This is a genomic window from Acidibrevibacterium fodinaquatile (genome assembly GCF_003352165.1).
Taxonomy (GTDB): Bacteria; Pseudomonadota; Alphaproteobacteria; order Acetobacterales; family Acetobacteraceae; genus Acidibrevibacterium; species Acidibrevibacterium fodinaquatile.
Window position 1 is genome coordinate 1,537,065 of sequence record NZ_CP029176.1, and the last position, 12,699, is coordinate 1,549,763.

The 12,699-nt window shown below is 64.5% G+C and carries 13 protein-coding genes and 1 pseudogene; 1 reads left to right on the top strand and 13 read right to left on the bottom strand.

The window, feature by feature from the left end:
• Positions 1–142: 142 nt before the first annotated feature.
• The 13 genes from DEF76_RS07415 to DEF76_RS07475 form a co-directional block, all read right to left on the bottom strand.
• A complete protein-coding gene (locus DEF76_RS07415) occupies positions 143–904 on the bottom strand; it encodes a tetratricopeptide repeat protein (protein ID WP_114911785.1) in 762 nt (253 codons plus the stop codon).
• An 8-nt stretch (positions 905–912) separates the two neighbouring features.
• Positions 913–1,839 (bottom strand): type II secretion system F family protein, encoded by a 927-nt coding sequence (locus tag DEF76_RS07420; protein ID WP_114911786.1) that lies wholly within the window; start codon positions 1,837–1,839, stop codon positions 913–915.
• A gap of 10 nt (positions 1,840–1,849) precedes the next feature.
• Positions 1,850–2,809: a type II secretion system F family protein gene (locus DEF76_RS07425; RefSeq protein ID WP_114911787.1), complete on the bottom strand. Its 960-nt coding sequence runs from the start codon at positions 2,807–2,809 to the stop codon at positions 1,850–1,852.
• A complete protein-coding gene (locus tag DEF76_RS07430; RefSeq protein WP_114911788.1) occupies positions 2,809–4,173 on the bottom strand; it encodes a CpaF family protein in 1,365 nt (454 codons plus the stop codon). Before DEF76_RS07430 ends, DEF76_RS07425 begins: the two co-directional genes overlap by 1 nt.
• Entirely contained in the window at positions 4,170–5,405 is a 1,236-nt protein-coding gene (locus DEF76_RS07435) for an AAA family ATPase (protein WP_114911789.1), read from the bottom strand. The genes DEF76_RS07430 and DEF76_RS07435 overlap by 4 nt, the downstream gene beginning before the upstream one ends.
• Positions 5,405–5,803 carry a hypothetical protein gene (locus tag DEF76_RS07440; protein WP_114911790.1) on the bottom strand — a complete coding sequence of 133 codons (399 nt, stop codon included), beginning with the start codon at positions 5,801–5,803 and terminating at the stop codon, positions 5,405–5,407. The genes DEF76_RS07435 and DEF76_RS07440 overlap by 1 nt, the downstream gene beginning before the upstream one ends.
• A gap of 11 nt (positions 5,804–5,814) precedes the next feature.
• Positions 5,815–7,209, bottom strand: coding sequence for a type II and III secretion system protein family protein (locus tag DEF76_RS07445; RefSeq protein WP_114911791.1), 1,395 nt, complete (start codon positions 7,207–7,209; stop codon positions 5,815–5,817).
• The gene (gene cpaB / locus DEF76_RS07450; protein WP_114911792.1) at positions 7,209–8,045 is read right to left on the bottom strand and encodes a Flp pilus assembly protein CpaB; all 837 of its coding nucleotides are present in this window, start codon (positions 8,043–8,045) and stop codon (positions 7,209–7,211) included. Before cpaB ends, DEF76_RS07445 begins: the two co-directional genes overlap by 1 nt.
• 9 nt (positions 8,046–8,054) lie before the next feature.
• Entirely contained in the window at positions 8,055–8,567 is a 513-nt protein-coding gene (locus DEF76_RS07455; RefSeq protein WP_114911793.1) for a prepilin peptidase, read from the bottom strand.
• A gap of 62 nt (positions 8,568–8,629) precedes the next feature.
• Positions 8,630–8,800, bottom strand: coding sequence for a Flp family type IVb pilin (locus tag DEF76_RS07460; RefSeq protein ID WP_114911794.1), 171 nt, complete (start codon positions 8,798–8,800; stop codon positions 8,630–8,632).
• Between the two features lie 275 nt (positions 8,801–9,075).
• On the bottom strand, positions 9,076–9,480 hold the full coding sequence (locus DEF76_RS19270; protein ID WP_162800536.1) for a TadE/TadG family type IV pilus assembly protein: 405 nt from the start codon (positions 9,478–9,480) through the stop codon (positions 9,076–9,078).
• A 14-nt stretch (positions 9,481–9,494) separates the two neighbouring features.
• Positions 9,495–9,974, bottom strand: coding sequence for a TadE/TadG family type IV pilus assembly protein (locus DEF76_RS07470; protein WP_114911796.1), 480 nt, complete (start codon positions 9,972–9,974; stop codon positions 9,495–9,497).
• Complete coding sequence (locus DEF76_RS07475) at positions 9,971–11,299, bottom strand: pilus assembly protein TadG-related protein (protein WP_162800537.1); 1,329 nt, start codon at positions 11,297–11,299, stop codon at positions 9,971–9,973. The genes DEF76_RS07470 and DEF76_RS07475 overlap by 4 nt, the downstream gene beginning before the upstream one ends.
• Positions 11,300–11,662: 363 nt before the next feature.
• Between DEF76_RS07475 and DEF76_RS07480 the strand changes: the two are divergent.
• Positions 11,663–11,818 (top strand): annotated as a pseudogene (locus DEF76_RS07480) (IS5/IS1182 family transposase); the annotation flags it as partial.
• Positions 11,819–12,699: the final 881 nt, after the last annotated feature.

Here is a 12,699-nt window from a genome sequence, read left to right on the forward strand (position 1 = left end):
GCCGCAGTACGAAGATTGGCATTGGCCGTTTGATCCATAGCGACGGGCCTCCGAAAATCCCGGGGTGGTTCACGGGGTGCGGGAAAGCCGCCTGCCCATATCTGTGCGGGCGGCGCCGAATAGGCGAGCTACTCTGCCACGATCAAAACGGTCGTTGGGAAAGGCGTTCTAAGCCGACCATCGCCTCGGAAACCTCCGCCGGGTCAAGGTCTTTGGAAAGCAGCTGACGCGCTGCGCTGTCTTGTCCCGCAAGCGCAAGGGTAGCTGCGAGATCCTGGCGTACCCTCGGACTCATGTCCTGGCTACTGGCCAGGGGCCGCAGCACCTCGAGGGCTTCCTTTTCGTGTCCTGAGACAGCGAGCGACACTCCGAGATTGACCCGTGCGGCCAGCATATCTGGCTTGAGGGCAAGTGCAGCGCGGTAGGATGTTTGCGCGGCGGGATGTTGGCCGAGCAAATCCCGCGCGATCCCAAGATCGTTCAGAGCGACTGCATTCGCGCGATCTTTAGCTAGAACGTCGGAAAACAGCTTCGCCGCGACCGCAGGATCCTGCGCAAGCCTAATCCTTCCAATGCCGAGCAGCGCTGTCGTATTGCTCGGGCTGATCTTGAGCGCGGTGGTGAAGCTTGCTTCCGCCTCGTCATAGCGCTTGAGTTGATAAAGCGCGTCTCCTTTGCGCAAATGCGCAAGCACATCATTGGGATTTTTTGAGAGAATTCCGTCGGCAACCTCCAGAGCCATTGCTGGCGCGCCGCCGAGCAATGCGGCGTCGGCGACCCTTAAGGTTGGTTCGCCGTTGCTAAGGGCGGGTGTCTGGGGCGGCAGCGAGAGCGTCGGCTTGCTTGATCCGCCGCAGGCCGCAAGGGCGAGCAATACTGCAACCAACGAACCCTGCTTGATCATTCTGTGCCTCAATGGCTCATCATCCGCATCACCTGTACCATCGCCGGGCCACCGACGACCAAAAAAACACAGGGAAGAATGAAAACGATCATCGGCACAGTGAGCAGCACCGGCAATCGCGCCGCCCGCGCCTCGAACCGGGTCAGCATCTCTTGGCGCATCTCCGCCGCCAAAGTCCTGAGTGCCTGGCTGAGCGGTGTGCCATATTGGATCGTTTGCACCAGGGTCGTCGCTAGACGCTTGATCCCATCGAGTCCGGTCCGGGTGCCGGCATTGAGCAAAGCGCCGCGCACATCGGAAGTGATGCGCAATTCGTTCGCGGTCTGCGCGAATTCATCGGCGACCGCCGCGTGGGCATGGCGGATTTCGGTCGCGACCCTGAGGATCGTCGGCTCGAGGCCGAGCCCGGCCTCGGTGCAGATGACCATCAGATCGAGCGCGTCCGGCAGCCCGCGCTCGAGCGCTTTTAAATGGTTTTTCCGCAGGCTGCGCAGGACGAAATCAGGCGCCAAAAGCCCAACCATGGCGGCGGCGGCGAGCAGGACATTGCGCGAGATGTCCGCGAGGCCGAGACGCGCCGAAAGCACGAGGCCGAGCGCCGGCATTGTCACCAGCAGTATAAGTTTTGCGCCGACGAATACCTCCAACCCATGCCCACGCCGGAATCCGGCCCGCGTGAGTGTGTGCTCGAGTTCGGCGCGGGTTCGGCCGGAAAGCAGGCCACTCCGCGAAATCGCATTGCCGATCGCCGCGATCAGCCGGAGCGCAACGTTTCGGGAGCGCTCGCGCTGTCGCCGCTCCGCGCCCGGCTGGACAGCACGAAGGCGCGCGAGGATCCGCTCCTGGCCCGCCATCCGCCATAGTAGAACGCCGCTCGCGGCCAGAAGCGCTGCGAAGGATGCCGTCGCAAAGACAAGGATCGAGAGATTTTTCATGGCGAGGTGCTCATGTCAGGCTGCGCCGGATTAGCCCGCGCATGATCATGATGCCGCCCGCGAGCATGCCGAGCGCGATGCCCATCAGGCGTTTGCCGCTGGGATCGAAGAACAGCACACCGATATAGCCGGGATTGATCAGCGCAAGTCCAGCACCGGCAAAAACCGGAAGCGCCGCGAGAATCCCGGCGCTGGTTTTTGCCTCCGACGCCAAAGCGTGGCCGCGTTCGCGCATCGCAACGCGCTTGCGGATGACATCGGCGAGGTTTTCGAGGGTCTCGGCGAGACCACCGCCAGTTTGGCTCTGCAGCGAAAGCGCGGTCGCGAAGAACCGGTATTCCGGCAAATTGTTGCGCACCCCCATCTGCTGCAGCGCTTCATCGAGAAGCATGCCGATCGCGATCTTATCGGCAATGATAGTGAATTCCTGCCGCGTCGGATCGACGCTTTCCCGCGCCACCAGTCGTATCGCCTCGCTCACCGGAATGCCGACCCTGACCGAACGCACGATCATGGCGAGAGCATCGGGAAATTGGCGAAACAGGGCGCTACGCCGGCGTTCGTCGAACCATTTGAATACCTGCCGACAAAGCAGGATCCAGATCGGCACGACGAGAAAAAGCGAAGCCACGCCCAGCAGATTAGCGATGACGCCGGCCACCAGCCTGGCGCCGAGCAAGGCGGCCGGCAGGACAATCCACCAGCGCACCGGATAATGATCGCGCCGCTCGGGATGAAATCCAAACAGCGCGACCGCGCGCTGCCAGGGTTTGGCGCCGCTGCTCCTAAGACCGATCCGAAACGGCGGCGCCTCGGCCGCGTGCGGTTGTCGCGCGTGCGGGGCGAGCACACGCCGGACGCGCGCCTGCCAAAGCTGTTCGCGTTCATGGCCGCGTTGTAGCAAAAGCGCGCTCACACTAAGCCCGGTCAAGCCGATGAAGCCCGCGAGCATCAGGCGGAGATCGAGCATCAGCCGCGCTCCGCTTCGTCGAGCGCCGTCGTCCAGGCACGCTCCAGGCCGAAATAGCTCAGCCGGTCATGAAAATTCGGCCGCGCCCGGCTGACCCGATAGCGTACGCGAAGCCGGCCATCCAACCCCTCACCCTCGACCTCGAGGAGAAAGATGTCGTTCATGGTGACGACATCGCCCTCCATACCGCAGACTTCGGATACCTGCAGCACCCGCCGTCCGCCATCGCGTTGGCGCTCGACCTGCACGATGAGATCGATCGCGCTCACGATCTGGGTGCGGATGGCACGCGCGGGAAGGCCGATATTGCCCATCTGTACCATGCTCTCGATGCGTGTCAGGGCATCACGCGTCGTATTGGCGTGGACCGTGGACATCGAACCGTCATGGCCGGTGTTCATCGCTTGCAACATGTCGAACGCCTCGCCGCTGCGCACCTCGCCGACGATGATGCGGTCAGGGCGCATGCGGAGCGCGTTGCGCACCAGATCGCGCTGATTGATCTCACCGCGCCCTTCGAGGCTGGCTGGCCGGGTCTCGAGCCGCACGACATGCGGCTGCTGCAATTGCAGTTCGGCGGCGTCCTCGATTGTCACGATGCGCTCGCCGCCGTCGATCAGCCGTGACATCGCGTTGAGCAGCGTTGTTTTGCCCGAGCCGGTGCCGCCGGAAATGATGACGTTGAGCCTGATCCGGGACGCGATCTCGAGCACCCGCGCGACCGGCGCCGTCAGCGAGCCGAACTCGATCAATTTAGGAAAATCTATCTTCTTCTTGGCGAATTTGCGGATCGAGAGATAGGGCCCATCGAGGGCGAGCGGCGGGAAGACGATGTTGACGCGCGAGCCATCGGCGAGCCTTGCATCGACCATCGGGCTCGCTTCATCGATCCGCCGCCCAACCGCGGCGGCGATGCGCTGGCAGATATTGGCGACATGGCCGGCATCGCGAAATCGCACCGCCGAGAGCATGAGTTTGCCGCCGCGCTCGACAAAGACACGCGTCGGACCGTTGACCATGATATCGGTGACCGCCTCGTCTTCGAGCAGGGGCTGCAACGGTCCGTGGCCGAGCATGTCGTCGACGAGACTGAACGCGAGTTCGCGCTGTTCGCGGGCATTGAGCTGTATGCGCCGCTCGGTCGCGATCTCGGCGATCAGCCGCTCCACCGCTTGCGCGAGCTTTTCCTGCGGCATGCCGGCGGCGGCGGCGGGGTCGAGCTGTTCGAGACAGAGGCTGCGCAGTGTGCCGAGCGAGGTGTCGGGCAGCGCTGGCGTGGGTTCGGCGCTGGTGCTTGCGGGCGCCGCGTCCGAGGTCGCGCGGCGGCGCCCGAACATCACGCCGCGGGGAACCGTCTCGCTCATCGGCGCCAGCCGAACCAGCGCCGCCGGTTGCTCAGGGCGGGGATTTCATCTGGTACTTTGACGAAAGCGACTTCTTTGGCGAGCGCCAGGATGCCGGCGCGGAACCCGCCCCGGAGACCCGAGGTGGGCGCGCCGAGGGCGGTTGCGCGTGCCATCTGGCGTGGCATATCGGGGATCACGACGTCGATCTTCAGCTTCAGCGCGGCCTCGATCTGCGTGCGGGTCAAGCTGCCGGGCGCGCCAAGACGGTTGAGGACCAGGATAGGCCGACGCGGTTGCAGACGGCCATGGGGCAGTGCCAAAAGTCGCAACGTATCGCGCACACCGGCGAGCGTCGGCGGCAGCACCAGCGCCCGGTGATGTCCAAGGCCAAGAAGATCCTGGTTAAAGGCAAGCGGCGCCGGCGGGACATCGGCGATGATCAGATTATAACGCCGACGCAGCGCCTCGATTAGCCGCTCGCCCGCGCCTTCGGTATAGATCAGCGGCATATCGGGCGCTTCTTCACCGGCAAGCACAAAGAGCCGCTCTGAAACCGGCTGCGCCGCGCGTTCGACGAACAGTTCGTCGATACGCTGTGGCGCCTCCAAGGCTGTGCGCAGGCCGGCGCTCGCTTTGCCATCGAGCAGCAAAGCGCCGGTGCCGAAATGGAGATCGGCGTCGAGCAGCACGGTATGGCGCCCGGCGGCGACGCCGAAATGCCAGGCGAGGTGCGCCGCAATGGTGCTGGCGCCGGCGCCGCCGCGCACGCCGGTGAGGGTGACCATCCGTCCGCCTTGGAAATTGTCGGCGGGAAGCTCGGCGCCGGTCAGCAGCGGCAGGAAATGTCGCGCCACCATGTCACGGGTCAGCGGTTTGTAGAGATATTCGAGAGCGCCGAGATGGCGCGTGACCAGCCGGTAGAAATTGACCCCCTCCTCCTCGCCAATCACCAGGACGCGCACATCGGGTTCGACCACTTCGGAGAGATCGCCGAGCGCGGTGAGCGGCCGATCCTCGCCGCTGACATCGACGATCAGGGCCTGCGGGGTCGGCGTCTTGGTCAGGGCAGCGATGGCGGCGCGGACATTGCCACGGCGGATGGTGACGCCGGGCAGTGCCGATTCTCCCAGAACCTCGCGCAGGATCGCCTCGCTCGCGCCGTCGGCGATGAAGGCGAGGAGTGGCGCGCGGTCGCCGCGTCCGGCGGTGCCGTCCTCGGGGAGGGTATTGATGCGGGCATCATCGGGCATCAATTGGCCCCATTCCCGGTGCCGCCCGCGCCAACGCCGGCCCCGCCGCCAGAGGGGGCGCCACCCATGCCCGGTGGGGCCATGCCCGGTGGGGCGCCGCCGGCGCCGCTGTCGGCCGGCGGCTGGCCGGGCTGCGCGGTGTCGCCGGCGGGGAGCGGCTTGGCATGCCCGGCGCGCCAGGCCGCGACCGCATCCGCCGCGGGCTGGCCCGGGGTGCCCTGCTCGCCCGCGCCCTGCACGAGATCGGCCGGGTTCGCGACCATGGCGCGGAGATTGGCCTCGCTCGCGCCGGTCGGGGTCCAGACGCCGGGGCGGGCATAGGGGTCGATCGCGTCGCACCCGGCGGTGGCGAGGGGGATCAGTAGCAGGGACAGGCGCCAGCGGCGGGATGCGGCCATGGGGATGCCCTTCACTGCACGATGAATCCGGGATCGCCGGGGATATGCACCGGCGTCGGCGGCTCCCCGCGGGCGACCTGGCGCATGAGAAGGATGCGTTCGAAATCATTGGGGGCACGCCATGCGTCGGTGGTCGGCGCGACCAGCGCGTTGGGATCGCTCACCGGGCGTACGATATAGGGGGTGACGATGATCACCAGCTCGGTCTGGTTGCGCTGAAAACTGTCGGAGCGGAACAGCGCCCCGAGGATTGGAATTTCACCAAGTCCGAGCACGGAATTGTCGATTTGCGTCGAGCGGTCCTCGAGTAAGCCGGCAATAGCAAAACTCTGTCCGCTGCCGAGCTGCAAGGTCGTCTCGGCGCGCCGCACGGTCAGCGCCGGCACCGAGACCGCGCCGGGCCCGACCGAGAGCTGCACCGCGCCCTGGTTGGTCAGCTCGCTCACCTCGGGGCGGACATGGAGGCTGATGCGGCCATTGCTGAGCACCGTGGGCACGAAGGCGAGCTGCACGCCGTATTGCTGGAACTGGATCGAGATCTGGCCGAATTCCTGGGCGATCGGGATGGGAAATTCGCCGCCGACGAGAAAGCTCGCGGTCTGCCCGCTCATCGTCACCAGCGTCGGCTCGGCGAGGATGCGCACCAGATTATCCTGCGCCAGCGCGTCCAGAACCGCGTCGGCGCCGTCGATGCCTTTGGTCAGCGTCGGCATGGTGAGGCCGGCAGTGGCGAGCGCCGGGTTGGTCGCGAGATTGGTGGAGAAGGACGCGAAATTGCCCAGTTTCGACCAGTTGACCCCGAATTCGCGCACCACGACGCGGTTCATCTCGGCGATCCGCACCCGCAATCCCACCTGCACGCCGTCACGCACGCTCAGCCGGTCCTCGATTTTCTGGCCGTTGGCGGCGTATTGCTTGGCGATCGCCATCGCCTGTTCGGCCGCCGCCGCCGTCGGCACCTCGCCGCTCAGGATCATGCCCTGCGGCGTCGGCGCGACGGTGACGTGGCTTTCCGGCGACAGCTGGGCGATGGCGCTCCCGGCCTCATTGGCGCCAAAGCCCGATGCCTTGACGACGACGGTGAAGAGCGCGAGTTGGTGCCCAGCATTGTCGAGTGCGGCGACGGTGGTGCGGCCGGCGCCGACACCGAAGACGAAGAGCGAGGTCGGGCTCGCCGGGCGCACCTCGGCCACTTTCGGATCGGCAGCGAAGACGCTGGTCGCCGGCCCGGGCAGCGCGATCACCTGGCCGCTGCCGGCCGAAAGCTGAATGACGCCGGGCGCCTTGGCTGGCGCGGCCGGCTTGGTGGGTGGCGGCGCATCCGGCGCCTGCGCCAGGGCCGGCACTGTCGTCGCCAGCGCCAGCGCAAAAACGGTGAGCGCGGCAAAGGCGCGGGCGCTTCCCATCAGAAATGGAATTCCTTGCCGTCGGCGCCGCCCTGATAGACGCGCATGGTTTTGCTCGCGCCATGCGGCGCATCCCCCTCGACCAGCGCCGGCGACACTTTGCCCGCCCAGGTGATGGAGGGGCGGGCGGCGGTTGGGGTGGGCGCGGTGCCGGGGTCGGCGGCGCGGACCACCAGCGAAAGATGCCCGAGCTTGGCCGCCACCGTCACCTCCTCCGCCCCTTGCGGGCTGACCTCCAGGGTGACGGTGCGCGCCGCCTTCTGGTCCGGCGCGTCCGGCGAGGCGCCTTGCACCAGTTGCTGGTCGATCGCGATCACCCGCACATTGGCGAGCACGGTTTCGGCGGCGACGCGCCGGCTCGGCGGCGCCGATTGCGGATCGAGGGTCTGGGTCAGGATGAGATCGACGCGGTCGCCGGGCCAGATCAGCCCGGCGCTGCCGGTGACGATATCGACCGCGACGGTGACGGCGCGCATGTCCGGCCCGAGCACGGCGGCGAGAAAGCCGTGATCGCCGGGGCGCATGATCTCCGCCGGCAGGATCGCCTCGCCGATCGCGAGGCTGCGGCGGACCATGGCGCCGTAGAGGCTGGTGCGCGCCGCCGGCGTATCACGGCTCGCGCCTTCGGGCGCGGCGCCGGGGGCGACATCGGCGGTGGTGACGTCTTCCGGCTTGAGCAGGCTGCCGCCGCGAAGCGGCCGCGCCGCGACCAGGATTTTCTCCGGCGGAACGGCCACGGCGCGCGGCGCCGGCGGGTGGGCGCCAATCCAGAGAACGGCGCCGAAGCCGGCGAGGCCGAGCGCCATGAGGACGAACAGGGCGAGGCGGAGGGCCATGACGGCGCCCTAACGAAACAGGGTGAAAACCGCGCCGGCGGCGATCGCCGAGGCGTAGGGCAGCGGGCCGTGGCGGCGGATGCGCCAGCGCTCGGCGCGCAGGATGCGTGGGATCAGCTTCGCTTTCGGCCCGCGCGGTGGCGTCGGCGCCGGCAGCGCGGCGAGCGCGAGATAGAGGAGCGCGAGCGCCCCGCCGGCGAGGGACGTCGCCAGTAAAAGGGCCGGAATCCGCGCCGGCGCGACGAAGAGCGCGGCGGCGCCGAGCAGCTTCACGTCACCGCCGCCGAACCAGCCGCGCCGCCAGCAGAACGCCGCGGTGAGGAACACCGCGAGCGCGGCCAGCAACCCGATCCAAAGCGCGCCCTCCCACCAGCGCAGGCCCGCGCCGCAGAGGGCGAGGGCGAGCGAGAGCCGGTTGGAGACCAGGCGGGTCGCGATGTCCTCCGCGCCGGCGGCAAGCAGCAACGCCATGCCGCCGGCGGTCAGGCCTGGGGTGATCAGGAAAAAAACGTTTTGTGACATCGAACACCCCGTCTTGGCTGTGTTCCGCGATGAAGAGCCGCTCTCGGGCTGATCAGGAAAGGTCACAAATCGTTTTCAATCGCGGTGAAGACGCTAGTGAATTTGCCTGCGAGCCCGGTAAATGCCGCGAAAATCGCGACGCCCATAACTGCAACGATCAGCCCGTATTCCAGCGCCGTCACCGCGCGCCGGTCGGTTTTCAGCGCCAGCCAGGTTTTGACATAGGAAATCATCGTTCACTCCTCCGGTGTTTGATGCGCGATCTCTCGCGCGGAAAGCGCAACACGCGGACCTTTTGCCCGGCAGGCCAATCCCCCTCCAATCGGGCATTGCGCGCCGAGGTCACTCAACCATGAGGAGGGTTTGCAAAGCGTTAACGTCTGGGATTATTTTTGCGACTGTTATGGCGGAGGCGGCCAAAACCCATGTCGAAACCGAGCAGGAGCCTCCTGTCCGGGCTCAAGATAATTCTACTTTTAGTTGATATTTCAGTGCTTCCGGGGCCAATTCAGTTCTGGATCGTATAGCTCGCTTGCGCGCTCAGGGTCAGCGCTGGAATTGCCTCGAGAAGGCTCGCCGGCAGGAAGCCATAGGTTGCACTGACGGTGACCACGCTGCCCGGCGTGTTGTCCGGCGTGAAAGTCACGCTGACCGCCGCCCCGCCCGCCCCGGCACCGAGAAACGGCGCGGCAGCGGCATAAAACTGACCCGAGATGTCGGCCCCCGAGGCGGGCAGCACCGACTGGCTGCCATGCACCACGGCGAACCGCGCCGCCCGCTCGACGCCGAGCGAGAGCGCGTATTGATCGGCGAACAGCCGCCCGAATTCGACCGTCGCCAGCAGCAGCATCAGGACCGGGATGGCGGTCAGGGCGAATTCCAGCGCCGCGACCCCGCGCCGATCGCGCCACAATGACCTGCGCCCCCTCACTGGATTCGCACCGTGCCGCCGGAAGACAGCGCGATTGCCGCCGGCAGCGCCGGAAGCGGCACCGGCAGTGTCACCTGGGCGGAAAGCGAGAGGGAAAGATAGCTCGCCATCTGGCCGCTGGCGCAGGTGCCGCCGCAATTCGCCGGGGTCGAAGTCTCCTGCCCGCTGGCGACGGTGAGGCAGACGCAGGCCAGGCTCGGCGTGGTCATGATCAGGCTCGGCGGCGCGGTGCCATAGGCTTCTGTCGCCAGCGCCTGCAACGCGGCGGGGCTGGCGGCGGCGGTATTGCCCCAGGCGGCGAGAACTGCCGCCTGCGTCGCCTGATCAAGCCGCGCCTGCGTTGCGAACACCACGCCGAGATCGGCGGCGCCGAGGCAGAGCGGCACCAGCACCAGCGTGATCGCGAGCGCCGATTCGACGGCGACGGCGCCGCGCTGGGCGCCGGCCAGGGCGCGACAGGCGGAAAAAAATCTCATTGCAACAGCACCACCCGGGTTTGCGCGCTAGCATTGGCGGTGGTGCCGCCGGCGCAGATCACGGCACTCCCTTGCACCTCGATACTCTGGGCGATGACGTTGAGCCCGGCGCCAGGGGCCGGCGACACGCTCGGGCATTGGCCCTCGCCGAGCGGGGTCGGGCTGCCGGGATAGGTGAGATGAGCGTTGTTGGTCACCTGCAGCTGGGCATAGGGGGTATAGACCGTGCCGGCCAAAGTGAGGCCGGAATTGCCGACGATGGTATTGACCGGCGGCGTGCCATTGGCGCCGGCGTCCTGATAGAACAGCACCCCGGCATAGGGCCCGCTGGTCGGCGCCGACATCCCCCAACTCGTGTTGGTATAATTCTCGAAATCGATGGCGCCGGGGGTGCTGCCGCCGAGATAGAAGGTGACGCCGGCGGCGGTGCCGATGGTGGAGCCCTCGCTGATGGTAAAATTGCCGTCGGTGATGACATAGACCCCGGGCGCGAAATTCACCGTCGAGGCGTTGCCGATCTGCAGGCCGCCACAATAGGTGCCGGGTTGCAGGGTCCAGGTACCATGCCCGCTTGGCGCCTGCTGGCAGGAGCCGGTGGCGGGCGGCGGGGTCAGATTGGCGAGCGGATTGACCTCCACCGGCGCGCCCGAGGAAGCCGCCGGCGAGACCTGGGTGTTGCCGTTCCAGGTGTTGATGCAGGCGGTGCCGGCGGCGGCGACGCTTTTCGCGGTGACCGTGCCGTTGCGGACATAGATCGAATCATAGGATGGCGCGCCCGGGCCATTGCAGGCGATATTGGTCGCGGAATTGGAAAAGACGCTGCAACCGGTCGCGATGATGCTGCCGTTATTCTCGACGTCGATGCCGGTTTGCGGCGTCGTGCCGACGGCGAGCACGCAGGCGGTGCCGCCGGCGAGCCCGGCGGTCGCGCTCGCCGCGAGCATCACCGGCGCGCTCGAAAATAGATTGGTGAAAAACCGATCCGACTGGCTGGAGAGGGTCACGGTGACGCTGGTGCCGGCGATCACGCTGACCGCGGGCGGACCGGCGAGGGTTCCGATCAGATGGCCGCCGCTGATCCCCTGGATTTCGGTGCTCGCCGCGGTCACGAAATCCGCCGCCTGGGCGGAAGCGTTTTGCAGGAGATAGGCGGCGCCCATGGCCCCGGCATCGGCCGCCATCTGCAGCCGCGCGCTCTCGCGATACCAAAGCCCGACATCGACCGCGAGCCCAGCCGCACCAATGAGTACCGGGAGCGCGAGCCCGACCATGAGCGCAACCGCCCCTCGCCGCGCCCGCCGCCATCCGAGCAGCCACCGGCGCACGCCCGACCTCCCCGCTTTGCCTCGTTCGCCCCGGAGCGCGCGTGAGCCCAACATACCCGCCAATCCCCAACCCAGTGATGTGGTCAAAGAGGGAATAGCCCTTGCGGAGAAATCCCGCCGGACGGCCAGTCTCGTGACCACCGGCGAAACTGCGTGCAGAAAATTACCCATGGATGGTAATTTATAATTTAGTGTAAATTATAGGACATATTTTTCGCGGCGAGCAGAGAGTTCCCCGGCCCCACCGTCACGTCAGCCTGGACGATGCCCGCTGAGCGCTTCGATAGTCTGTTTCTTGATCCCTGTGCATTCAGCAGGGCTATAGCGGCTCTTGGGAGACTCCGGGGAAGCCCCGTATATCTGGGCTTTGTTCTGTTGCCATGCCGCTGGGTGGTCGAACATGCCTTCGCCTGGCTGAACCGCAACCGCCGCTTGGCAAAGGATGTCGGGGCGACAATCGAAAGTTGGCTCTACATCGCCAACGTCAAACTGACGTCCCGCCGCCTCGCAACCGCCTGAAGCTCCATGAACGCAGATAACCAAGATGAGTCAAAGCATCATCTACCTACTCGGGGCGCCCATCGACGCTATGCTCGACGTCTTCCAATCCACTTGAGACGTCGAAGAGCCGCCATTTGGTTGATTATGCGGCAGGCTTCACAAGCCATGGTTAGTGGTAATTTCCTGGCTATTTCTCTATAAACACACTGCGTCTTAATATTTGGTACACGCGGGATATACAGTGCGCATCTGTGTAATCAATTTGAAATATAAATGAAAAAAAGCATGTAATCCATGTGCTAATCTTAGCATCAACAGGTGTGGTTGGGCTATTATTGTATAGTGGTGATATAGTAGAAGGAGAGAGTATATTTGGAAATTACAATACAACGAACGTGAATGAAGAGTCAAATTCCTTTGGGGAAAAGATGGGATAAAATTTAATGCTTCCAAAGTAGAAAATGGAGGTAATTTTTCTATCTTGGAAGATAAAACATCCATTGTAAAGCTCAATGATGGAATAGTTATTGTTATAGGCGATGGCGGCGGAGATATAATAAGCAATATTGAAGGAATCAAAAAAGATTTAATTGGTTATAATGATATAATATATGGTAATCAATCTAATAATTTCATATCTTATATTAATACAAATAATAATTAATCATATCAAAATAATAATGGCGGCACTATCCAAAATTATGGAGGTAATTTGTCATATGGCGTGTTGTCTGGGCTGTCAACAGGGGGCTTGGAAACAACAATGAGTGCAATGCACAATCCAAACAATTTAACAAAAAATCCAACCGGCGCGCGCTAATAAGTATCGGTTCATTGGAAAATAGCGGTATCCCAAAAAATACAGGAACGACAATAAATACAGGGACTCCTGCAAATGC